Genomic DNA, 23,435 nt, shown 5'->3' on the forward strand with positions numbered 1-23,435 from the left:
TGTGTCTGTAGCTTCTATAGCTGCCCGCTGCCGTATCCCGATTCAAAGATTCAGTTCCGGGAAATTGTATTGCCGGGAGCGGACAATACTTGATAAAATGTCCTCGGGATAGTATGTTACAAGAAGCGAAATGATTAGACAGAGACAGCGAGGCGAGAGAAAATGAGAGAAGGCGAAGACCGGATCGTTGGAATGGAAGATATAGTGCGTGCCCATCATGTACTGCGGGAAGTTATTGTACGCACCCCTCTGCAACTGGATGCAGTACTGTCGGCCAGATACGGCTGTAGTGTATATTTGAAACGTGAGGATTTGCAGATTGTCCGCTCCTTCAAGATCCGGGGTGCCTACAATATGATCCGCAGCCTGTCCGCAGAGGACAGAGCCAAGGGCATTGTCTGTGCAAGTGCGGGAAACCATGCTCAGGGGGTAGCCTATTCCTGCAAGGCGCTTGGCATTAAAGGCAAGATTTATATGCCAAGCACCACCCCTAATCAGAAGATCAAGCAGGTCCGCAAGTTCGGCGGTGAATTTGTAGAGGTGATTCTGAAGGGCGATACCTTCGATGATGCATACGATGAGGCGCTGCAGGCGTGCATTGATCATAGCATGACACTGATCCATCCCTTTGATGAGCCCCGCATTATTGCCGGCAACGGTACGATTGCCATGGAGGTCATGGAGAATCTGGACAAGCCTGCAGATTTTGTGTTCGTCACCATTGGCGGCGGCGGATTAGCCGCAGGTGTGGCTACCTATGTGAAGACGGTTAGCCCGTCTACCAAGGTTATTGGCGTTGAGCCTTCCGGGGCGGCATCCATGAGCGAAGCGCTGCAGCGCGGGGAAGTAGTCACGCTGGAAGAGATCAATAAATTTGTTGATGGGGCTGCCGTGAAGCGGGTGGGCGGATTGACCTATGATATCTGCTCCCGCCGCCTGGACGACGTGGTAAAAGTACCGGAGGGCAAGGCTTGTACGACCATTCTGGAGCTGTACAATGAGAATGCCATTGTTGTGGAGCCTGCGGGCTCACTGCCCATCGCGGCGCTTGATCTGTACCGCGACCAAATCCGCGGCAAGACGGTGGTCTGCATCGTCAGCGGCGGCAATAATGACATTGACCGGATGCAGGAGATCAAAGAACGGTCGCTGATTTACGAAGGTCTTAAGCATTATTTCATGGTTAATTTCCCGCAGCGTGCCGGAGCACTGCGTGAGTTCCTGGCAGATGTGCTGGGACCCGGGGATGATATTACCCGCTTCGAATACACGAAGAAAAATGACAAGGAGAATGGTCCGGCGCTGGTCGGCATCGAGCTTCAGCATAAGGAGGATTATACCCCGCTCGTCGAACGCATGCAGCAGAAGGGTGTGGATTATCTGGAGATCAACAAGGACCCCAACTTGTTTAATATGCTGATCTAATTCCCGATCAGAAACGGAGCACTATAAAAGGCCCGCCCCAGATGTTATGGGGCGGGCCTTCTGCTTAATAGATGATCAGGACTGCGGCACTTCAGACTTCAGATATTCGGTAACGCCATCATCCAGCTTGTATCCATTGTCCTTCAGCAGCTTCATGAGGCCATCCAGCTTCTGCAGAAACGGGCTGCTGCCTTTGTCCTTGGTCAGCAGGCTGCTGTAAGCCTTCCGCGCCTCCAGATCCATCTCTAGATTGTCATAATGGAAAAGGGGAGTATTGTTCTGTCCATAAAAGGTATTAATCACATAGGTGGAATACAAGGCTTTTACCGCTGAAATACGGTTCGACTTAGGGTAGCTCTGGATGTACTCCTCCTGGGCAAGTGCGCGTGCCGCAACATCTCCCCAGGAAATGACCAGACCGTTATCCTTGGAAGAAGGAAGATCCGTTTCTGTGCCCATGATCGAAATATAATCACGGATATCGGCCGAGACATACACTCTATATTTGCGGTAAGCCGCATAGTCAATCACCGGAAAAAATGAGCCTTCAGCCGTCTCCAGCTTATAGCCGCTTTCCCCCGCACTCTTCAGCAGGCTCCGCAAAGAAGTGTCATCTGTGCTTTCGGCCAGCTTGGTCATACTGATCCCCGCCTTATAGACAGAGGTGAGTTTTCTCTGGACAATACTGTTCATGAATTTGCTCTCCCAGGCCTTCAGTGCAGCCTTGTGGAGATTCTCAAGCTTTAGGGTCAACACGGTTGCCTGATAGGGGGTGACCGCATAGATATTGCTGTTCAGATATTTAATAGCCTCCGGCAGCCTGGCGGAAGAGGATAACAGTGGCAGGGCTGCCTTATATAACGCCTCAGCATGGCTGTTGGCCGATGGTGCCGACTTGCTCCCTGCCGCAGTAGATCCGCTGGTACTGCTTCCCGAACCTTCGGCAAGAACATATCCGGGAAGGCCTGCCTGCAATCCCAGAGCTGCAGCTATCGCTGCGGTTAGAATCGTTGTTTTCATTTTCATGGAAATATTCCTCCTGTTTTGAGTTGGAATTGAAATGTGACATCTATGATTTGAAGAATATAAATTTCAATCCAAGTCCTCCAGCCACCGCCACAACAAGGCTCACCCATGGGGACAGAGAAATGACCGGAAACAGGTTGTCTAGAAAAATACCCAGGAATACTACAATGATGGCTATCCCCACATAAATCCCGAGGCCCTTAATATTGAAGGGTTTGGGCTTCGGTGCATCATCTTCGGATAAGGAGGACAGCCACTTCATGATGATCTCGATAAGGACAATAGAGCCTGCCCCTACGGCAAGTATTGTAAAGATGCTGATTTGTCCGAACATGCCTGCTTCACCTGTGCTCCATAACAGGAGCAGTCCGGCGACGGCATACACGCTGAACAGTCCGGTCAGTGCAGCCCAGGGAATCATCAGGTAGTAGTTCAGCTTGCTGCGTTCCCTGTGTGCGGGAGCACTGCCCGCAATTTCCTTGAAGTAATCCCCGGGATGTTCGCCAAAAATCTCCTTGGCGTTTTTGCCTTTGCCCTGTCCCTCCAGCAGCAGTGCCGCAGCCTCCAGCAGCAGCTCCTCGGTGCGGACAGGGTCCACCTTGCTGGCCCGGAGCCCCAGCAGCATATCTTCATAATAAGAGCGGTTAAACGGTGTCATCTGCTCACGGAGAACGTTATTTTGCTTAATCATGGCTTTGACTTTCATAGCTGAAATATAAACCTCCAATAGTTGATCAGAGTAGCCTTTAACCTAGAGTATACGTTTGGGCAGCGGTTGAGCGCAAGGACAAGCCGTTAATGCCCCTGGCATGAATAATCCCTATGGATGAGTGAACACTGATAATGATACTGCTTCACCACTATGGCTTCAAGGAAGGCAGGGAGCATTATGGATACTGAGAAAAGAGAGGAACCCGGCAAATTTGTGGGTGACGGCTTCGCGCCTGCGCTGGCGGGTGAAGTTGGAGATTGGGGCAATTCTGACGGCTTCAGCCTATGGGATTCTGCGCAGGGAGAGCCTGAAAATGGGCTGGAAGACTGGGAAGGCAGACAGGAAACCCATGATATGTTTCACCAGAGCTATGAATGAGGCTTAGCCAATCCTGTGCCCGGGCTCCTTTTGCTCCTTTTTAGAAGCGAAGGGGGCCCTTTTCTTCCCAGTAGGGTCTCTAATCCCGGCAGCTTATTGACAACACTAGCACAAAACGTATAATTAAGATATTAATCTGACTAATTTAATCGGGATAATTATAATTTAAAATAGTGTACTTTTGGAGGAGGGGACCGGCAATGGAACGGAATATTATCATCCGGCATAACGGGGAAGAATTGACAGCAAGCATCCATTATCCAGCCAGAGAAAAGGGGACTTCAGGACGCTGCAAGGACCGTGTGCCGCTTGCGGTAATCTGCCATGGATTCGTTGGCAACCGGATCGGAGTTGACCGGATTTTTGTCAAGGCAGCCCGGGAGCTGGCTGCAGACGGGTATATGGTTATCCGCTTTGACTATGTGGGCTGCGGTGAGAGCAGCGGAAATTACGGCAGTGAAGACATGGAATCTATGATTGCCCAGACCCGGGCCGTACTGGATTATGGAATCAGCTCTGCCGATGTAGACCCGCAGCGGGTCACACTGATCGGACACAGTCTCGGCGGTGCAGTAGCGTTGCTTACCGGAGTGCGGGACCGACGGGTCAAGAATCTCGTGCTGTGGGCAGCGGTGGGCTACCCGTTCAATGATATCGTAAAGATCGTGGGAAGAGAAGCTTACGACCGTTCGGTGAAAAGCGGCTCCTCAGACTTTGCCGGTTACACGTTTACTCCGGTTTATTTTAACTCGCTTGCTGCTTTTCAGCCGTTTCAGGAAGCGGGCAAGTTCAGCGGCGATGTGCTGGTGATCCATGGAACCTCTGATGACGTGATTCCCGTGGACTATGCCTTCCTCTACCAGAAACTGTTCTGGACACGTCCGGAGGGACGCTGCGACAAAGAGGTGATTTTTCAGGGCGATCATACCTTCTCATCGGGTCCCGCCCAAGCCCAGGTACTGAAGCGTACGAAGGATTGGATGAATCAGCAGGAGCATATTCAGGAAGAATGGCAGAACTGGATGATATAGTATAAGTTCAACATTGAGATTTCCGGTGCGACAGGGGTTGTCCTCCACTCGCATTAACTCAGAATAAGCGGTAAAATAAAGAGGCAGACCATATACTGGGTTATGGAGGTTGGCACCCTATGAAATTACCGGCATTTTTTATTGCACATGGTTCTCCGCTGCTAGCCCTTGAGGATAACGAATATACCCGTTTCCTGGAACGGCTGGGGGCTGATCTGGGGACCCCACGCGGCATTGTAGTCTTCTCTGCGCATTGGGACAGCCCTGAGCAGCTGATTACCGTCGACGGACAGCACGAAACCTTGCATGATTTCTATGGATTTCCCTACGAGATGTACTCGCTGACCTATCCGGCCCCGGGTGATCCCGCATTAAGCCGCCGAATCTCCGAACTTTTTACCACGAACAACCTCCCGCACCAGCCTGTGCTGGGAAGGGGCCTTGATCATGGAATCTGGGTGATTCTGAAGAAGATGTTCCCGGCTGCCGATATTCCGGTAGTGGCTCTATCTGTCGATTCCCTGCGTTCCCCGGAGGAGCAGTACAATATCGGCAAGATGCTGGCTCCGCTGCGGGATGAGGGGATTCTGCTGATCGGGAGCGGAGGGCTTGTTCATAATCTGCGGCTGCTGAAGCAGGATGACCAGCCAGAGCAGTGGGCACTTGACTTCGACGCCTGGATCGCCGACGGCCTGACAGCATGGGATTTGCCGTCCCTGTTCGCTTACGAGAAAAGAGCGCCGCATGTGCGCGATGCGGTTCCCACATATGGCCGGGAGCATTTTGTGCCCATCTTCTATGTAATGGGGACGGCCGATGAGGGCAGGCGCGCACAGCTGATGATTCAGGCCTACCAGTACGGTACACTCAGCTTGAACTGCTGGATGGTTGACTAAATCACTTACACATACGAGACATGAAGGATACAGCGTGATGCGCTGTATCTTTTTTACATAACATTTATATGCTTCCCGTAATAAATGTTCCTTATATTTCCCGCTGAAACGGTACCGTCCTTTAAAAGGACGGCGCTGCCGTTTCTACTTGATTCGCCGGAACCAAGACAAACGCACCCGGCTGTGATTAAATGGAAGAAGGCTGACATAACGCACCTAGCGGTTCTGAAGTCATCTGAACGCAGCAATAATATAGGAGGAAAAATACATATGACCCTAAGCTGTTACTCTTCCCGTCTATTTTCCGTTTATGTGCTTGCTGCCCTGCTCCTTACCGCCTGCGGGGCACAGGAAGCGGAGACGGTGCCTGCTCCTACGGCAGCGCCTACCCTTGCGCCATCACCATCGCCTGCCGCCTCTGCCGGGCCTTCGCCGGCAGCCGAGCCTGCGGCAGGGTTAATCACCTCCGGGCTGACCGGGCTTCCGCTGGAGGAGATCAGTCTGCCCCGCCCTCTGGCGGTCATGATCAACAACGCCCCGGCGGCCCGGCCGCAGTCCGGGATCAGTGAGGCGGATATCCTGTATGAGGTGCTGGCCGAAGGCGGAATTACGCGCTTGATCGGAATTTTCCAGAGCCATACCGGTGTGGTCAAAATCGGACCGATCCGCAGCATCCGCCCGTACCTGATCGACATCGGCGAAAGCTATAGAGGTGTGACGGTACATGCCGGAGGAAGCCCGGCGGCTTATGCCATTCTCCAGAAGGAGAAAAAGGATGACATGGACGAGATTGGCCGGGCCGGGGCGTATTTCTGGCGGGACAAGGAACGCAAAGCGCCGCATAATCTCTACAGCAATGCGACCAAGCTGCGCGAGGGGGCGGACAAGCTCGGATACGCCGGGACCGCTGAGGTTCCCGGGTATCTTTTCGCGGATAAGAATGATGTGCTGACCGAAGGGGAGCCAGCGGCGGAGTTCGAAATCAATTTCCTGCTGAAAAGCTATACCGTTGGCTATGAATACAGCAGTGAGCGTAAGACCTATCTGCGCCGGGTGAACGGCAAGCCGCATCTGGACCTGAACAACGGCAATCCGGTGGAGGCAGCCAATGTGATTGTGATGGGGGCGGACCATAAAGTGCTCGACGATGTGGGAAGACTGCAGATTGACATCGAGCTTGGCGGCGAAGCTGTGCTGTTCCAGCGTGGACAAGCGGTGAAGGGCCGATGGTCGCGTAAGCCGGAGGATGTAATCCGCTTCGTGAAGAGCGACGGAAAAGAGGCAGAGATGTATCCAGGCGTCACCCATATTCTGATTGTACCCAATAGTCCCACCTTCAGCAGCCATATGGAAGTGTCCTAAGTTCCAGTTTCTACCTGATTCATGAGCAAATGCCTGCTGTCCGGAGGATTATTTTCCCGATTAGAGGGAATTGTTAATATAGTGTAAAAAAGTTCGTTTCTTTTACTTCTATCCCTTCTATTGATATGATAAGATAACAAGGGTTGTCATTCATTTTCATGCTGTTTACATATGAATGGCTTCACGTTTTCACGGCAATTTTATGTAAAGGGGTTTAAACTAATGAAGTTGAGAAAAAAGGACATATTTTTCGAGACACTTGAGAATATGGCCGATACCATTGTCCAGGCGGCAGACTACTTCGCTCAGAATATTACTGATCTCCGGGAAAATGTCGAGAATTTCGCAGGGGTAATGAAGAAATATGAATCCCAATGCGATACGTACACGCACACCGTTATCAAGGAACTGAACAAAACGTTCATCACACCGCTGGAACGCGACGATATTATGGACCTGATCACAAGCATGGATGATGTCATTGACGGTCTGGAAGCTTCAGCCTCACGTTTCTATATGTACAACCTGCTCGAACCGGACGAATATATTGTGCAGTTCGCAGAGATTCTCCGCCAATCCGCCTATGAAATTCAAAAAGCGGTTCATCTGCTCTCCCAGAAGAAGCTGCTGGCGATCCGCGAGTACACCATCCGTCTGAACGATCTGGAGAACCAAGGGGATGAAGTCCTTCGTATCTGTACCAAAGCCCTGTTTGAAACGGTAAAAGACCCTATTGAGCTCATTAAGCGCAAAGAGCTGTACGAGCGGCTCGAAACTACAACTGATAAATGCGAAGATGTAGCCAACATGCTGGAATCGATCATCATGCGCAACTCATAAGGGGCCTGAAATATGGAAACATCATTATTTGTGCTGGGTTTTGTTATCTTTCTCGCGCTGGCTTTCGATTTCATCAACGGGTTCCACGATACGGCTAATGCGATCGCTACTTCAGTCTCCACGCGGGCGCTCCGGCCCCGGACGGCCATTATTATGGCGGCTTCGATGAACTTTATCGGGGCGCTGATGTTCACAGGCGTAGCCAAAAAAATCGGCGGCAGCATCACGGACCCAACCCTGCTGGACAACGGGATTGATATCGTCATAGCTACGCTGATCGCCGCGATTATCTGGAATCTGGTGACCTGGTGGCTGGGAATTCCGTCCTCCTCTTCCCATGCGCTTATTGGGGCATTGGCAGGAGCAGTTTATGTAGGTGCAGGCAGCGAGCATATTAAATGGCATGGTTTTATCGAGATTGTCGAGGGGCTCGTATTCTCCCCGCTGATTGCCTTTGTTATTGGTTATATCGTCATGACGATTCTGAAATGGATCTTCGCCAAACGCAGTCCGCATACCGTCAATAAGGGCTTCCGCTCCATGCAGGTAATTACAGCGGCGCTTCAATCCTTCACACACGGGACCAATGATGCCCAGAAGGCGATGGGGATTATCACCTTTGCGCTTGTTACTTCGGGCCGCCTGGAAACGATGGAAGTTCCTTTATGGGTCAAAATCGCCGCGGCTACATCGATGGCGCTCGGTACGTCGATTGGCGGCTGGAAAATTATCAAGACCATGGGAACAAAGATTTTCAAGATTGAGCCGATCAACGGCTTTGCTGCTGATATTTCTGCCGCTTCTGTTATTTTCTCGGCTACGCTGCTGCATCTGCCGGTCAGTACGACACATGCCATTACATCGTCCATTCTCGGTGTTGGCTCGGCCAAGCGTTTCTCTGCTGTGAAATGGGGAGTGGCCGGACGGATTGTGGTCACTTGGTTTATTACCATTCCGATCAGCGCAGTGCTGGCAGGACTTGTGTTCAAGCTCATATTCTAAACTGCATTGCTGCATGCATAAGATGTCACGGAAGCCAGAGCTGGCTGCGGACATCTTTTTTTGTTGCCATTTTTAGGAGGGCGTAACCGATTATGCTTCTTCTTTCAAGAGAGGAATGTCATAAAAACTTACAATTCAATGATAAAAAACATTAATCAGGGTTAAAAATAAATGAAATACCTCACAAATTTAAAATAAAATGACATGAATATTTTGCATCTCGCGTAGGATTATGTAGGATTTAGTAGTCTCTGCGATAAGGTGTGTTTTAAGTGTTACCATAGCTGACAGAGGGAAGCCCGAAGATTCTTTAACTATACAATGTCTGGCAAAGGAGGCCTGTCGTTGATTGACTTTCATCAAGTAGAGAAACATTACGGACAATTCCATGTGCTGAAGAATATCGATCTGCATGTTCAGGAAGGGGAAGTAGTCGTTGTAGTCGGTCCTTCCGGCTCCGGTAAAAGCACTATGCTGCGCTGCATCAACCGGCTGGAAACGATCACGAGCGGAGGATTATCCGTTGATGGGATCACAGTAAATGAACGCAAGACGGATATCAATAAGCTGCGCAAGGAGATCGGGATGGTGTTCCAGCATTTCAATCTGTACCCGCACAAAAAGGTGATCGACAACATTACATTGGCACCCATTAAAGTGCTGGGCCTGTCCAAGGCAGAAGCCGAGAAAACAGCCATGTATTATCTGGAAAAGGTCGGTATTGCCGACAAAGCCCAGTCCTACCCGTCCCAGTTGTCCGGCGGCCAGCAGCAGCGCGTAGCGATTGCCAGAGGGCTGGCGATGAAGCCGAAAATCATGCTGTTCGACGAACCCACCTCAGCGCTTGACCCGGAAATGGTTGGCGAGGTGCTTGACGTAATGCGTAACCTGGCCCGCGAGGGCATGACAATGGTTGTAGTCACTCATGAAATGGGTTTTGCCCGTGAGGTTGCGGACCGCGTCATCTTCATGGATCAGGGTCAAATCGTGGAAGAGGCGGAACCGGAGCAATTCTTCGCGAATCCGCAGGAGGAGCGGACACGCACCTTTCTCAGCCGGGTATTAAGCCATTAAACAAAATAGACAGGAATAAGGGGAGGAATAGAAATGAAAATGTCCAAGAGCTTCAAATGCTTAAGTGTGCTGATGATTGCGGCCATACTGGTGATTGCCGGATGCGGCAACAACAATGCCAAGAGTAATAACGCAGGCAGCGGTAATGCAGCTTCGGGAAACGGCACGGACTCCAAAGCCATCGCGAAGATTAAGGAACGCGGCAAGCTGCTGGTCGGCGTGAAGTATGACACCCGGCTGTTCGGGCTGAAGGACCCGGCCTCCGGCAATGTGGAAGGCTTCGACATTGACATCTCCAAAGCGATTGCCAAGCACATTCTCGGCGATGAAAACGCGATTGAGCTGAAAGAAGTGACCTCCAAAACACGCATTCCCATGCTGAACAACGGTGAAATTGACATGGTAGTCGCTACCATGACTATTACAGAGGAACGTAAAAAAGAAGTGGATTTCTCCGATGTCTACTTCCAGGCCGGACAATCACTGCTGGTGAAGAAGGGCAGCCCGATCACAGGCATTGAGGGCGTGACCAAGGATACGAAGATCCTCGGTTCCAAGGGTGCAACTTCGATCAAAAATATTAAAGAGAAGGTTCCGGGTGTGACTGTGCTGGAATTCGACAACTACCAGGATGCCTTCAGCGCGCTGAAGGCCGGCCAAGGGGATGCGCTCACAACCGATGATGCGATTCTGTACGGGATGGCTGCCCAGGACCCGGGATATGAGGTGGTCGGCAAGCCGTTCACTGACGAGCCTTACGGGATTGCTGTACAAAAAGGCAACACCGCTGTAGTTAAAGCCGTGAATGATACACTGGCTGAACTAAAAGCAAACGGTGAGTATGATGCCATCTATACCAAGTGGATCGGTAAAGCTCCGGCCAAATAAAGGTTACTGGGTAAAATAGCAGTGCTTATAGGCAAAAGCGAAAGGATGGAACGGGAAAGCCAGCCGGCCATCCTTTCGTGTTTGTGCTCCAATTATTTTTAGGCAAGGGCAGGTGACATCTATGGAATTTTCAATATTAACGGATTATTTCGGCCAGTATCTGGAGGGCTTTCAGGGAACTGTTCTCTCCAGTGTGCTCGCGCTTATCGGCAGCTTCGTTATTGGAACGGTAATCGCCGTCTTCCGAATTACTCCGGTTAAAGCGCTGCGGTGGTTCGGCACAGGATACGTGGAGTTTATCCGCAACATTCCGCTTCTGCTCGTGGTGTATGTTTTCTTTTACGGCCCCTCTGCACTGGGGTTTACACTGGATGGATTCAAGGCAGGCACGATTGGACTGACCGTCTATACGTCGGCGTTCATCGCCGAAGCCATCCGCGCGGGCATTGTAGCGGTCCCTAAGGGACAGATGGAGGCCGCACGCTCGTCCGGTCTTAACTATATGCAGACGATGACGCATGTGATCCTGCCTCAGGCGATCAAGCTGGTAATTCCGCCGCTCGGCAACCAGTTCATAAACCTGATCAAGAACTCTTCGGTACTGACGCTCGTTGCCGGTCTGGACTTAATGTATTTCGCGGACGGGATTTCAACGGAAACCTACCGCACATTTGATACTTACATCTTCGTAGCGCTGTTCTACCTGGTGCTTACCCTCCCGCTCAGCTATGGCGTGCGCGTGTGGGAGCGCAGATTGCAGCGCAAGTATTAGTTCAAGTTTTTGCGCTCTGCTCTTATGCAGTCCGTGAAGCGGCTGCCGGGTTTGCTTTTGTATGGTTTTATGTTTGGTTTAACACAGTCCGTGAAGCGGCTGTCAGATCTTCATTCTTGCAGGTTTACCCGGCCTGCGAAGCGCTGCTGATCGGCTTACCTAAGAGAGAAGGCCGGGTTACCCGAGGCCTTCGATCCAACTGCTGCTGATTTTAGCTTTGCTTGGCAAAGCTTTGAAGCCAGTGAGACAAGGAGCGGAGTGAAGGAGTGGGCAAGAGGGCGGAGCGCAGCGTTCGCCTGAGGCTTGAACGCTCTGCCCCAAATGAAGATAAGCGCAGCTTGAAGGTGAAAGTAACGGAGGGGAAGTTTGGAACTGGAGGAGCGTCAGCGTCCGCCTTTATGTTTGGATTTCTACCGCGGCCAGCGGTTTAAATCGAGGAAATCCAAACATAACAGCGGCCGGAAGTCCAAACATTCCCCGGAGTTACCCGTCACCGGCAAGACCTCCGCCCGAATCTTCAACTAAGGCGGTAAGAGCCCCCGCTGAATGCCAACGCTAAGCGGGCGCCCCGTGAAGTCCACTGACTTCACGCAGCCCCCGCCCTGTCTCACTTTTCAACACCTTTACAATCCAAGCATTAAGGAGGGATTCTTGTGGATTTTGCCGGTGCATACTCTGCCGATAATTTGAAGTTTCTGCTCGACGGGCTGTACATTACCCTGATCGTGGCGTTTGTGTCGATCATCCTGAGCTTTGTGATCGGCTGCGTAATTGGCGTGATCCGCTACGCCGAGATTCCGGTTTTGTCGCCGGTGATGTTCTACCTGGTGGAGCTGATCCGCAATCTGCCGCTGCTGCTGATTATTTTCTTCGTCCGCTTCGCGCTGCCCGAGGTGGGCATCAAAATGAGCCTGATTACAGCGGCCATTGTCGCGCTAACCATATTCGAGGCCGCGATGATTGCCGAGATCGTCCGCGGCGGACTCACTTCTATCGATAAGGGACAGATTGAAGCCGCACGCTCATCCGGGCTGAGCAGCTTCCAGACCTTGTGGCATATCGTGCTGCCCCAGGGACTCCGGCGGATGGTTCCGCCGCTGGTCAGCCAGTTCATTTCCCTGCTGAAGGATACCTCGCTGGCGGTAGTCATCTCACTGCCGGAGCTGATGCATAACGCCAACATTGTCATCGGGCACAGCTACAGCTACGCAATACCGACGCTGCTGCTGGCGGCACTGATATATTTCACCGTCAACTACATGCTGTCGGTCGTCTCGCGGAAATTGGAGAATAAAGCCGTCTGAACCAGGAAAAGGGTGCATTGATGCGTATGAAATGAGTGGCGGTTATGATACTATAGTTGTCAACATCCCCGGGCAGGAGCAGTGAGTGATGGGACAATCTATTCTGAAATCGAGACTTGCACAAATCTCAGTGGCCGCAGCCGGTACGGCAGTGGCCGGAGAATTCAAAATAAATCCGTTTGATGGCGATATCTTCCGGATTGCATTAGGCAGCAGTGCTTTTCTGCTGTTTTTGCTTTTAATGCGTCATTTGCCCTATATCATCACCGGGATGGCTACCGGTATTGTTGTTCTGCTGTTCCGTACTACAATGGATGCAGTGTGGGATAGCGGGCTGACACTCGTGCAGAGCCTGACCAGCCATTTCTCAGCTATGGTCTATTATATGGTGTTTGCGCTGCTGATGAGTCTGATCAAAGGCCGGATCGATTCCTTCCATCCGCTGGTGCTCGGCGGGGTAGCGGCGCTGATTGATCTGCTGTCCAATGAAATGGAGCTGCTGACCCGGCTGATTGTGCTGGACTCGGCCACCTTCCGGCTCAATGAATGGACGTATTTGATGGCGATTGCTGTGCTGCGCACGTATTTTACCACCGGGGTGTACAGCAGCATTTCGGTCAGCCAGCTCAGGATCACCCAAAGGGAACAGACCCGGCGGATTGAGCAAATGCTCGGATTCGGCTCGGGGCTGTATGGTGAAGTCTTCTATCTGGAAAAATCGATCGGGACGCTGGAAAATGTAACGCTCAGCAGCTATGAGCTGTACCGGAACCTTAAGGCCGAGGAGGAGATGCCGCGGTACAGCAGGCAGGTCTTAGAGATTACCCAGCAGATTCATGAGGTGAAGAAGGATTCCCAGCGGATTCTGGCGGGGCTTGTCAAATTGGCAGAGCGCGAGGTTACCAGTGATATGCCGATATCCGACATTTTGCGCTTCACCGTAAAGAGCAATGCCAAATATGCGGAAATGCTCGGCAAACAAATTAGCTTCAGCATTAACCATACCTCCGATTACACCACGGACAGCTACATCCCCCTTCTGACGCTGATGAACAATCTTACCGCCAATGCCGTTGAAGTGATCCAAGGGAAGGGCACTATCTCTTTGGATATGTATGAAAAAGAAGGCAACACCCTGTTCACCGTCACCGACAGCGGCAGCGGGATTCCGGAACGCGATCTGGAGCTGGTGTTTGAGCCCGGCTTCACGACCAAATTCAATGAAGAGGGCGTAGCCGCGACGGGGATTGGGCTGTCACATGTGCGGGATATTGTTCATTCATTTGAAGGAGAAATAACCGTCCAGCCGGCTTTCCATAGCGGAGGGGCGATGTTTCAGATTATTGTGCCGACAGCACAGCTGCGGAAGGAGGAATAGAGCATGCCGCTTTCTTTCTGTATAGTGGATGATGACGGGGCTGCCAGAAGAATGCTGCAGCATATCATAGAGGACAGTGGATTGGGCGAAGTGGTTGGCACGGCAGAAGGCGGGCAGGATGGAGTGCGCCTGATCCTGAGCGAGAATCCGGATATTGTGCTGATGGACCTGCTGATGCCTGACCAGGATGGAATTGAAACGATCATTTCCTTGCAGGCCCAGGGCTGCCGTTCCAAGTTCGTGATGATCTCGCAGATCGAGAACGGGGACATGGTCAGCCGCGCATACCGCAGCGGAATAGAGTTCTTCATCCGCAAGCCGATCAACAAAATTGAGGTAGAGTCGGTGCTGCACAAAATAAATGAGCGCTACGCGCTGGGCCGCTATCTGGACGAGATTAAGCTGAGCCTTGGCAAGCTGGAAGGGCTGCAGTTCGGATTGCCGCCGGTCCAGGCGGACAAACGTACGGTCAAGGAGATTATTCAGCCCATTCTGATGAATATGGGGATGATCTCGGAGAGCGGAAGCCGGGATATTATCACGATCATGGAGCTGGCTGCGGCACAAGAAAACACAGGCAGTCTTCCTCCGCTTAAGGAGCTGTATCAGATGGCTGCCGCCACCTACAAAACCGTTCCCGCCGAAGTCGCCAAGGAAGTCAAAGCCATTGAGCAGCGGCTGCGCCGGGCGCTGGCAGCAGGGCTGACGAACCTGGCTTCCATCGGCATTACCGATTTCGGCAATCCCAAATTTGAGTATTACGCACCGCTTTATTTTGATTTTGAAGAGGTGCGGCTGAAGATGAAGGAGATTGAACAGGGCAGGGAGTCCGGCAAGGTCAAGGTCAACATCAAGAAGTTCCTGCAGGTGCTTCACCTGGAGCTGATAGAAGGCATGAACCGCTGACAAGAAGCAGGGAGCTGCTGAAGTGTAATAAACCTGCGGAACGGGACTGCTGTACAGCGGTTCCGTTCCGCAGGTTATTTTTTTGCGGAAGTGCGTCAGACAGCGGAGATTTGGGGAGAAGCGGCTTCTTGCGGTACAATGGTTAAGCAGAAGAAAAGAACTGGGGAAAGAAATAGACGGAGGACTCATATGATACGAACGCTTGCGGTAACCCATAAAGGTGAGGTGCTGACGGATCTGCCGCTTCTGGACATCGTCATTGCGGACTATGCCTGGGTGTGGGCGGATTTTTCCACACCTACAGCGGAGGAGACTTTGCTGCTGGATACATATTTTCATTTTCATCCCTTGGCCATTGAAGACTGCATGCATATTCTGCAGCGCCCGAAGCTGGATTATTATGAGGACGTGCAGTTTTTTGTGCTGCATGCGCTCAATGAGCGGACGCTGGAAGCCGAGGAGATAGACCTGTTCCTCAGCAAACGGTTTCTCGTATCCTATCATCATCAGGAGAAGCAGGAGATGGAAGAGGCCTGGCAGATGGTGAAAGCGGAAATCCACAGCCGTAAAGGCTGGTCAGGCGGGCCTATGGCTGCTGCTTACACGGTGATGGATAAGCTGGTGGACCGGTATTTTCCATGCCTGTACAGTCTGGAGGATGAGCTTGCCGACCTGGAGAGCCAAGGGGGCAGCGAGTCGGTGGAAGAGCTGATGGGCCAGGTTTTTAATGTGCGCGGCCGACTGCTCAAGCTCCGCCGGACGATTGTGCCGATGCGGGATCTGATGTACCGGATTCTGAACTCACAGCATGTGCAGAGTAATGGGGAGGAACGGATCTATTTTGGCGATATTTATGATCATCTGCTGAAGCTGACCGATATGATCGAAGTGGACCGGGAAATGACCGCCGATCTGCGCGACAGCTACATCTCGCTCAACTCCAACCGGATGAACTCGATTATGAAGACCCTTACGGTCATAACGACCATCTTTATGCCCCTGACCCTGATTGCCGGGATCTATGGCATGAATTTCCGGGTAATGCCGGAGCTGGACTGGAAATATGGCTACTTTGGGGTGCTTCTGCTGATGCTGGTTCTCGGCTTGGGCATGGTCCGCTTCTTCCGGCACAGCGGCTGGTTCAAGTGAGCAGGGAACAACGGTTTCCGGTTGGCAAAAAGCGTTAAACGCCGCCTACTTGCGGCGGCGTTTAACGGAGGATGATTTGCGGCGGCTCGTTGGAGCCGCCTTTTTGCGCGGCTGTGAGCGCTGGCGTCTCTTCTTGCGCCGTTTGGGGCTGTAGAGCGCTGCATCCTCTTCAGCGGCAAGCTCGCCGCCTTTTTTCTTGCCGAAGCTGCCCATGACCAGCTTCACCATCGGAGCCATCTGTTGGAAACCCTGCATAACCTTCTGCACCTTGCCCATAGAACTGACAATGCCGTCTATGCCGCCCAGCCGGTCAACAATGCCCTTGATCTGCTCCATATTGGCGAGATTGCCAAGATTGCCAAGTCCCCCGAGCAGTCCGCCGGGTTTGGCGGTGGCGGCTTCGGCAACGGGGACGGCCAGTGCCGTTTCTGCAGCGGCTTCCGCTCCTGCGGCGGGCAGCATTCCGGCTTCCCCGTACAGGGGAGGCTGGGCATATGAACTGATCCCGGGATACGGCGATGAAGGATACGGTTCAGCCAGCGAACGCGAACCCCGGCGGGAATGGTTATAGTAATGATCAGGCATAACATCACATTCCTTCGTTAGTGGTTTGCTATACTGTATGTCATAGGCGAACATAAGGTATAGACAAACGCCCGGTTTACCGGGATAGCAGCGGAAAAGGGCGGATGCCCATCCGGCCGGTCCGGAAGTGAAGAAACCGTGACCATGCTTGATTTTCGGCGCTTATGTAGTACTATAGTTAAGGCGGTAAAAGCTAAGAAATGAGAAAAGCAGGCCTTCAACAGTGTGCTTTTTTGTGCGCAAGGGGTGGACAAATGTCCGTCGATTTCGTTCTTTACAGCGTGAAACCGTTAATGCTTGAAAAATGTGCTCCAGTACAATATAGTAGAGGCAAGATAGTGATTATTTAAGATGAACTTAAAAAATTAATAAGGGTCAAAGTGCGGAGGGGAAGTTTGGAACTGTAGAGCGGAAGCGTCCGCCTTTGTCGCCGGATTTCAACCGCAATTAGCGGTTTAATTCAAGAAATCCGGGGACAACAGCGTCTGAAAGTTCAAACATTCCCCGTTGTAGCGACCAAACCCCATATGCAAGTCTAAAGTTCAACTTATATGGTTTTAAGTTTCTGAACTCTTTTTATTGAAAAAATATCTTATCAGTGATGTCAGCACTGACCAAACTTTTAGGGGATGATAATCGATGCAGCTTAAGAAGCTAAACGATAAGAGTATAGACCAATTATTTGAAGCTATTTTAACATTAAAGGATATGGAAGAATGCTATGTTTTCTTTGATGATCTATGCACAGTGAATGAGATTCAATCCCTCTCGCAGCGTCTCGAAGTAGCGCGTATGCTGGGTAAAGGGTCTACATACAATCAGATCGAAGCGGAAACCGGAGCCAGCACAGCGACGATTTCGCGTGTGAAGCGCTGCCTGAATTACGGCAATGACGGATACAAATTAACGCTGGAACGTTTGGGGCGCTAATTCATGAAGCCGGGCATACTGATTATCAGTCACGGCTCACGCGACAAGACCTGGGTGTCCATGGTCGATGAGGCTGTAAGCCATTTAACGCTTGGGGAAGGGCTGAAGGTTGAGGCTTCTTTTCTGGAGCTGGTAGAAGGCCGGCTGATTCAGGATGGCATAGACAGATTGGAAGATGCAGGGGTCACAGATATTATGGTGATCCCCTTGTTTGTGTCTTCCGGCAGCACGCATGTGGACGAAATAGAGTATGCGCTGGGCGCCAAAGCTGCGCCTGAGAAGGAAACGGATCTTGAACCCTTCACGGTCAAAGCCAAGGTTCATTATGGGTACCCGGTCGACGATGACCCGGATATTGCCGTTATGATCTGGGACAAGCTGCGCGGGCTGTCGAAGCATCCGGAGCGGGAGGCGATTCTGCTCGTGGGCCACGGCAGCAGGCATGAGGGCTTCCGCCAGCGCTGGCAGCAGGGGATTTCTTCGCTGGCCGAGCGGGTTCGCCAGATCAGCGGAGCGGCAGCGGCGGATTACGGGCTGCTGAACCCGGACAGTGTACGGAGCAAGGTGGAGTATTGGCGGGAGCAGGGCCATGAGGTACTAGTGGCTCCGCTCTTTTTAAGTGAAGGCTATTTCACCAAAGTTGTAATTCCCGGGCGGCTTCAGGGGCTGGAATACGCCTATTCGGGCCAGACGCTGCTGCCTCATCCCCTGCTGCCGCATTGGATAGAACGTCAGGCGAAGATTATGCTGGAGCAGCTTGGGGAACGCTGATAAAGGATATTTTGCAAGTAAACATGTATTCAGTATTTATTCCTGCAGCCGCTGCATACATATATTTATCCTGAAATAACGGTGCCTGAACAGTGGGCTTTGTAATGGAAAATGGAAGCTTTGAATTGTGGCGAGGCCCAATTGAGGCTCTTCCCCGAAATTTCTCCGTCCGGAGTGCCGTGAAGGAGCGGGATGGATATCTGGCGGCAGAACAAGCTTGTCACTCCGGCAGAAACGCAGAAATATTCCTCTCATCTGTAAATAGAAGAATGTATATCTTCACGCTATAAATGATTCCTCCACGACTCTCTGAAACGGCACCCGCGCCCTGATTACAGGGATGGTGAAGCCGTTTCTGCATACCGAGATTGCTTGTGTGCCCCCGAATTGGGTATAATCAGTAAGGTTATCTATTATAAAAACAGGTGGCGTTCCGGTAATGAAAACTGCGAGATTGATTTATAACCCCACTTCTGGTCGGGAAGAAATGAAGAAGCGGCTCGCCGATATTTTGGACCGGCTGGATATTGGCGGTATTGAAGCCACATGCCATGCAACAACCGGAGAGGGCGATGCAACGGCAGCGGCAGCGGAGGCTGTTGAGCGCGGATGTTATGATCTGATCATTGCGGCGGGCGGCGACGGTACGCTGAATGAGGTCATTAATGGCATGGCTGAGAAGCCGAATCTTCCTCCGCTGGGTGTACTGCCGCTGGGGACTACCAATGATTTTGCCCGGGCGATGGGCATTCCAAAGAACTGGGAGGATTCCTGTGATCTGATTCTCCGTCAGGAGTCGCGCCTGATTGACCTCGGCAAAGCCAATGACCGTTACTTCATTAATATAGCCGGCGGCGGAAGACTGACCGAGCTCACATACGAGGTTCCCAGCAGGCTGAAGACCATGATGGGCCAGCTTGCTTACTATCTGAAGGGTATTGAAAAAATGGCCAGCCTGTCTCCGCAGGAGCTGTACATCCGCGCGAACGGCCAAGAGCTGATTCATGACGAGTTTATGCTTTTCCTCATTGCCAATACGAATTCCGTAGGCGGCTTCGAGAAGCTTGCTCCGGATGCCCGTATCGACGATGGACTGTTCGATGTAATCGCAGTCAAAAAATGCAATCTGGCCGAATTCATCCGTCTGGTCAGCCTGGCGATCCGCGGCGAGCATCTGCAAGATAAGAAGGTCGTATACTTCCGCACCGATGCGATGGAGGTCACCTCCCCCGGTTATGTCCAGCTGAACCTGGACGGCGAGCTCGGCGGAACACTGCCGGGCCAATTCAGCATTTTGCCGCAGCATCTGCGGATATTTGCGCAGAATAATTGACCGGAGTAACCGGCAGGAGCGACAGGTGCTTATCAATTTCGCTGGGGGAGCTTTAAGGATGCGAATGCCCCCCTCGAAAATAACGAGACACTGAGCTATCGTTAGCTGGAGAAATTCGAACTAAATGATGATATTGGTGCTTCCGGGGACAATAGTTAAGATGCTTAACAGTGAAGATAATGAAAGAAGTGAACCCATAGATGAGTAAGCAACGCAGTGGACGCAGCGCAAGCCGCCGGGACAGCTCGGCACCTGCCGCCGGACTGCCAGTGAACAAGAACGACGAGGTCATGCTCGATATTATCGGCATGACTCATGAAGGTGAAGGGGTAGGCCGCGTAGAAGGCTTTACCCTTTTTGTGCAGGGTGCGCTTCCCGGTGAGAAGGTCCGCGCCAAGGTCCTTAAGACCAAAAAGCAGTATGGCTACGCCAAGCTGCTTGAGCTTGTCCAGGCCAGCAGCGACCGGATCGCGCCGCCTTGCCCGATCTATGACCAATGCGGCGGCTGCCAGCTGCAGCATATGGACTACACCGCCCAGCTGGCTTGGAAACGCCAGCTGGTGGTGGACAACCTGCAGCGGATTGGGAAGCTGCAGGTGGCGGGGGTACCGGGGAGAGGCGCGGATAAGCTAGAAAGTGCGCTGGCCTACACCGCTGGCGGTTCAGGTTCCCGGGAGGATACGGGGATCAAGCTGGCTGAGGCAGCGGGCAATGGCAGCAATGCGGCAAATTCTCTCGCGGGCTCTGACGGCATTATCGTCCGCCCAACGTTGGGTATGGACGAGCCTTGGCGCTACCGCAACAAGGCTCAGGTGCCTATCGGCGTAACCGAAGGCGGCCTTGTCGGCGGCTTCTATGCGCGCGGCAGCCACCGGATTGTCGATATGGAGACTTGTCTGATTCAGCATGAGGATAACGACGCGGTCGTTGCCGCTGTAAAAGGTATCGGCAGAGAGCTGGGGATCACAGCTTACGATGAAGAAACCGGACGCGGCCTTCTTCGCCACGTCGTGGTGAAGAAGGCTTTCCGCACCGGCGAAATGATGCTGGTGCTGGTCACGAACGGCCGCGATATTCCGCATCTGGATGCCTGGATCGGCAGCATCCGCGAGGCGCTGCCGCAGGTGGAGAGCATCTGCCAGAACGTCAACACCCAGCGGACCAACGTAATCTTCGGCAGCGAAACCCGTGTGCTGTGGGGCAGAGACGTCATTTATGACTACATCGGCGATGTGCAGTTCGCCATCTCGCCCCGTTCCTTCTACCAGGTCAACCCGGCCCAGACTGAGGTGCTGTACGGCAAAACCGTAGAGTACGCAGGCCTGACCGGGAATGAGACAGTGATCGACGCCTACTGCGGCATCGGGACCATTTCGCTGTTCCTGGCCCAGCACGCGGCTAAGGTGTATGGTGTAGAGATTGTGCCTGAAGCTATAGAAGATGCGCGGGCGAATGCGAAGCTTAACAATATGAACAACGTAGTGTTTGAAGTCGGCGCGTCCGAAGATGTGATTCCGAACTGGAAAGAGCAGGGCGTTACGCCGGATGTCATCGTCGTCGATCCGCCGCGCAAAGGCTGTGATCCACGCCTGCTGGATACGATTCTGGCCATGAAGCCGGAACGGGTAGTGTATGTGTCGTGCAACCCGTCCACCCTGGCCCGCGATTTGCGGGTGCTGGAGGATGGCGGGTACAGGACAGTGGAGGTAACTCCGGTGGATATGTTCCCGCATACGGTGCATGTGGAGAGTGTGGCGTTGTTGGTTGAGAGTGGGACAGTGAGTTAAAATCCTCTTATTTACTTGAATTTTCAATATGGTACAGATCAAAAACTTTGGTGGCACAGATGGCTGAGAACAGGCTTGATGTAAAATTGATGTAAAACTTCACCGGATTTCAACCTAAATGAACAGAAGACACCAGGGGATTGAAGTGCGCCTTGTCAAGTGGATAAATACAAAGCAATATTTAAGCAGCCTGAATTCAGTATTCATAGGGACTCAGGTTGCTTAGTTTCGTTTGGAAACGTGTATGGTTGTAAAAGCGGATGTATAAATAATAAAGTATTGAATTGAGTTCCAATGTAGAAAAGTACGAATAGCTTGTCCTATTTTATTCTTTGCCCCCGTCCCTAAGCATAAGAATTAGCCCGCTGGATGACAGTGTCTTTGCCATCCAGCGGGCTATTAGTGTTAGGAACTTAATGACCGGGTCATTGACCTCTAATTCCTTCGTTACACCTGTCCAAGGAGGTACTGGTCTTACTAGTCCCGACCGTGAAGGATACCCAATCAGGGTGTCCTTCACTTCGCCCTACTTATGATACGGTGAAAAGTTAACATCAGTATCATAAGGTATTTAGATACTCTTTAAGATAATTATGTGTTAGATTGAATGCTGAATGATAAAATATATCACAAATAAGTTAGACCATAAATATAATTGGACGAGAATATGTCAGCTGTAACTGGAATAGCAGAAAAAATAATTTCACAAGGGTATTTCCCTAAAGAAATGCCAAAAGAATTTACTTCACTTGATATTGGTAAACATGTTAATACGTTTGACTTATCAAAAGAAAAACTCACAAAAAAGGGACTTAATAAATGGAGTAAATTAATAGATATTTCTCTTCACTCTTGTCCCGATGCGGTTAGATTTGATTTCACATAACAAGCTATGTCCCCCTACCTGAATATATAATATTCCTTAACTGGATGACCTGACTTTTAAGCTCTTTCTCTCTCTCCAAAAAGTAGAGCGAAGCTTGCAGCAACGGGAAGTTCGGTTCCGCTTTACGAGTTTCGTTCTGGATAAAACGGTAAACCTCTTTCAACTCCGAACGGTGTTTTGCGCCGGATGGAATAACATTAAGGGCCGCATCCATCTCCCGGAACAGCTCGGTAAGGAACTGCTCTCTCTCCCCTTGGCGGTCCTCCAGCCCCCAGCTTAAATACCTCTCGAACGAAGCCTGTTTCAGCAGAGGTTTCAGGTTAGAGGCCATCATATGCTTAACGAGCACATTGAGCTTATCCAAAATGAACCTAGCCGTTTCCTCAAGCGATAGAGACTTTTCTTCATAAACGCTCCAAAATAAGTACTCCTTCAGAATCGCACGATATATGGAAACCAAATCCCACAGGAACGGATAAATTTCTTCGCCATAAACCTGTATCAAACACTCTTTATGCCATCGGATGAGCCGCCCTCTAACCTTGTGTCTAAGCGGCTGGAACTTGGGATCCTGTTGGATGGGGAGCTCCGTGAATTCGACCAGAATATGCTTGTATTCCATAAAATAACGGAATCTCAGAATGATCTGCTGCAGAAACTGCTCTTCTGGCGAGAGTTCGGGAAAGCGTTTCAGTTGATCGACTTGATCAAAATAGGCGTTATGGCATTGATCAAACACCTCGCTGAAGAGGTCTTCCTTGGAAGGGAAATATTTATAGACTGAGCCTTTGGCAATACCGCAATCATCGGCAATGTCCTGTATCGTCGTCGAAAGAAACCCATGTTCCTTAAAAAGCTTCATTGCGGATTTTAAAACCTCTTCCCTTGTCACACTCATAATAAAAATCTCCCCCTTGACTATTCATGAATGATAGTACAAAATATGAAACATGAAGTCAAATGACTATATGTTCACGTAATTAAACAAACGGTCAAATTG

General features: G+C 51.4%; 23 protein-coding genes. 19 read left to right on the plus strand and 4 right to left on the minus strand.

What is annotated here, in order from left to right:
• The first annotated feature begins 162 nt into the window (after positions 1 to 162).
• Entirely contained in the window at positions 163 to 1,425 is a 1,263-nt protein-coding gene (gene ilvA, locus PGRAT_RS03675; RefSeq protein WP_025704122.1) for a threonine ammonia-lyase IlvA, read from the plus strand.
• Between the two features lie 75 nt (positions 1,426 to 1,500).
• Here the strand turns inward: ilvA and PGRAT_RS31435 are convergent, their stop codons facing one another.
• Together PGRAT_RS31435 and PGRAT_RS03685 are read right to left on the minus strand one after the other, a co-directional pair.
• Entirely contained in the window at positions 1,501 to 2,451 is a 951-nt protein-coding gene (locus PGRAT_RS31435; RefSeq protein ID WP_025704123.1) for a hypothetical protein, read from the minus strand.
• Between the two features lie 43 nt (positions 2,452 to 2,494).
• Positions 2,495 to 3,157, minus strand: coding sequence for a DUF1129 family protein (locus PGRAT_RS03685; protein WP_025704124.1), 663 nt, complete (start codon positions 3,155 to 3,157; stop codon positions 2,495 to 2,497).
• Positions 3,158 to 3,340: 183 nt separating this feature from the next.
• On the opposite strand from PGRAT_RS03685, the gene PGRAT_RS03690 reads away from it, so the two are divergent.
• The 13 genes from PGRAT_RS03690 (at position 3,341) to corA (ending at position 16,143) form a co-directional block, all read left to right on the plus strand.
• A complete protein-coding gene (locus PGRAT_RS03690; RefSeq protein ID WP_025704125.1) occupies positions 3,341 to 3,541 on the plus strand; it encodes a hypothetical protein in 201 nt (66 codons plus the stop codon).
• 200 nt (positions 3,542 to 3,741) lie between these two features.
• On the plus strand, positions 3,742 to 4,572 hold the full coding sequence (locus PGRAT_RS03695) for an alpha/beta hydrolase family protein (RefSeq protein WP_025704126.1): 831 nt from the start codon (positions 3,742 to 3,744) through the stop codon (positions 4,570 to 4,572).
• Positions 4,573 to 4,691: 119 nt separating this feature from the next.
• Entirely contained in the window at positions 4,692 to 5,468 is a 777-nt protein-coding gene (locus tag PGRAT_RS03700; RefSeq protein WP_025704127.1) for a DODA-type extradiol aromatic ring-opening family dioxygenase, read from the plus strand.
• A 270-nt stretch (positions 5,469 to 5,738) separates the two neighbouring features.
• A complete protein-coding gene (locus PGRAT_RS03705) occupies positions 5,739 to 6,830 on the plus strand; it encodes a DUF3048 domain-containing protein (protein ID WP_042266050.1) in 1,092 nt (363 codons plus the stop codon).
• A 222-nt stretch (positions 6,831 to 7,052) separates the two neighbouring features.
• A complete protein-coding gene (locus PGRAT_RS03710; protein ID WP_025703516.1) occupies positions 7,053 to 7,670 on the plus strand; it encodes a DUF47 domain-containing protein in 618 nt (205 codons plus the stop codon).
• A 12-nt stretch (positions 7,671 to 7,682) separates the two neighbouring features.
• Positions 7,683 to 8,672, plus strand: a complete 990-nt coding sequence (locus PGRAT_RS03715) for an inorganic phosphate transporter (RefSeq protein ID WP_025703517.1) — start codon at positions 7,683 to 7,685, stop codon at positions 8,670 to 8,672.
• A 345-nt stretch (positions 8,673 to 9,017) separates the two neighbouring features.
• Positions 9,018 to 9,746 carry an amino acid ABC transporter ATP-binding protein gene (locus PGRAT_RS03720; RefSeq protein WP_025703518.1) on the plus strand — a complete coding sequence of 243 codons (729 nt, stop codon included), beginning with the start codon at positions 9,018 to 9,020 and terminating at the stop codon, positions 9,744 to 9,746.
• A 39-nt stretch (positions 9,747 to 9,785) separates the two neighbouring features.
• Positions 9,786 to 10,634, plus strand: coding sequence for a glutamate ABC transporter substrate-binding protein (locus PGRAT_RS03725; RefSeq protein WP_025703519.1), 849 nt, complete (start codon positions 9,786 to 9,788; stop codon positions 10,632 to 10,634).
• Positions 10,635 to 10,755: 121 nt separating this feature from the next.
• The gene (locus PGRAT_RS03730) at positions 10,756 to 11,406 is read left to right on the plus strand and encodes an amino acid ABC transporter permease (protein ID WP_025703520.1); all 651 of its coding nucleotides are present in this window, start codon (positions 10,756 to 10,758) and stop codon (positions 11,404 to 11,406) included.
• A 653-nt stretch (positions 11,407 to 12,059) separates the two neighbouring features.
• On the plus strand, positions 12,060 to 12,710 hold the full coding sequence (locus PGRAT_RS03735; protein WP_025703521.1) for an amino acid ABC transporter permease: 651 nt from the start codon (positions 12,060 to 12,062) through the stop codon (positions 12,708 to 12,710).
• Positions 12,711 to 12,798: 88 nt separating this feature from the next.
• On the plus strand, positions 12,799 to 14,088 hold the full coding sequence (locus PGRAT_RS03740) for an ATP-binding protein (protein ID WP_025703522.1): 1,290 nt from the start codon (positions 12,799 to 12,801) through the stop codon (positions 14,086 to 14,088).
• Positions 14,089 to 14,091: 3 nt separating this feature from the next.
• The gene (locus tag PGRAT_RS03745) at positions 14,092 to 14,994 is read left to right on the plus strand and encodes a response regulator (RefSeq protein ID WP_025703523.1); all 903 of its coding nucleotides are present in this window, start codon (positions 14,092 to 14,094) and stop codon (positions 14,992 to 14,994) included.
• 189 nt (positions 14,995 to 15,183) lie between these two features.
• Complete coding sequence (gene corA / locus PGRAT_RS03750; RefSeq protein WP_025703524.1) at positions 15,184 to 16,143, plus strand: magnesium/cobalt transporter CorA; 960 nt, start codon at positions 15,184 to 15,186, stop codon at positions 16,141 to 16,143.
• Between the two features lie 45 nt (positions 16,144 to 16,188).
• Here the strand turns inward: corA and PGRAT_RS03755 are convergent, their stop codons facing one another.
• A complete protein-coding gene (locus PGRAT_RS03755) occupies positions 16,189 to 16,728 on the minus strand; it encodes a hypothetical protein (protein ID WP_042266056.1) in 540 nt (179 codons plus the stop codon).
• 639 nt (positions 16,729 to 17,367) lie between these two features.
• On the opposite strand from PGRAT_RS03755, the gene PGRAT_RS03760 reads away from it, so the two are divergent.
• The 5 genes from PGRAT_RS03760 (at position 17,368) to PGRAT_RS32975 (ending at position 22,435) form a co-directional block, all read left to right on the plus strand.
• Positions 17,368 to 17,658, plus strand: a complete 291-nt coding sequence (locus PGRAT_RS03760) for a YerC/YecD family TrpR-related protein (protein WP_020428424.1) — start codon at positions 17,368 to 17,370, stop codon at positions 17,656 to 17,658.
• Positions 17,659 to 17,661: 3 nt separating this feature from the next.
• Complete coding sequence (locus PGRAT_RS03765; RefSeq protein ID WP_025704612.1) at positions 17,662 to 18,429, plus strand: sirohydrochlorin chelatase; 768 nt, start codon at positions 17,662 to 17,664, stop codon at positions 18,427 to 18,429.
• A 439-nt stretch (positions 18,430 to 18,868) separates the two neighbouring features.
• Positions 18,869 to 19,762 carry a diacylglycerol kinase gene (locus PGRAT_RS03770; RefSeq protein ID WP_025704613.1) on the plus strand — a complete coding sequence of 298 codons (894 nt, stop codon included), beginning with the start codon at positions 18,869 to 18,871 and terminating at the stop codon, positions 19,760 to 19,762.
• A gap of 200 nt (positions 19,763 to 19,962) precedes the next feature.
• Positions 19,963 to 21,549 (plus strand): 23S rRNA (uracil(1939)-C(5))-methyltransferase RlmD, encoded by a 1,587-nt coding sequence (rlmD, locus tag PGRAT_RS03775; protein ID WP_042266060.1) that lies wholly within the window; start codon positions 19,963 to 19,965, stop codon positions 21,547 to 21,549.
• Between the two features lie 667 nt (positions 21,550 to 22,216).
• Positions 22,217 to 22,435: a hypothetical protein gene (locus PGRAT_RS32975; protein ID WP_155990484.1), complete on the plus strand. Its 219-nt coding sequence runs from the start codon at positions 22,217 to 22,219 to the stop codon at positions 22,433 to 22,435.
• A gap of 4 nt (positions 22,436 to 22,439) precedes the next feature.
• On the opposite strand, the gene PGRAT_RS03780 is transcribed toward PGRAT_RS32975, so the two are convergent.
• Positions 22,440 to 23,333: a TetR/AcrR family transcriptional regulator gene (locus tag PGRAT_RS03780; protein WP_025707265.1), complete on the minus strand. Its 894-nt coding sequence runs from the start codon at positions 23,331 to 23,333 to the stop codon at positions 22,440 to 22,442.
• Positions 23,334 to 23,435: the final 102 nt, after the last annotated feature.

Origin of the sequence: Paenibacillus graminis, assembly GCF_000758705.1 — a bacterium.
Lineage (GTDB): Bacteria > Bacillota > Bacilli > Paenibacillales > Paenibacillaceae > Paenibacillus_AQ > Paenibacillus_AQ graminis.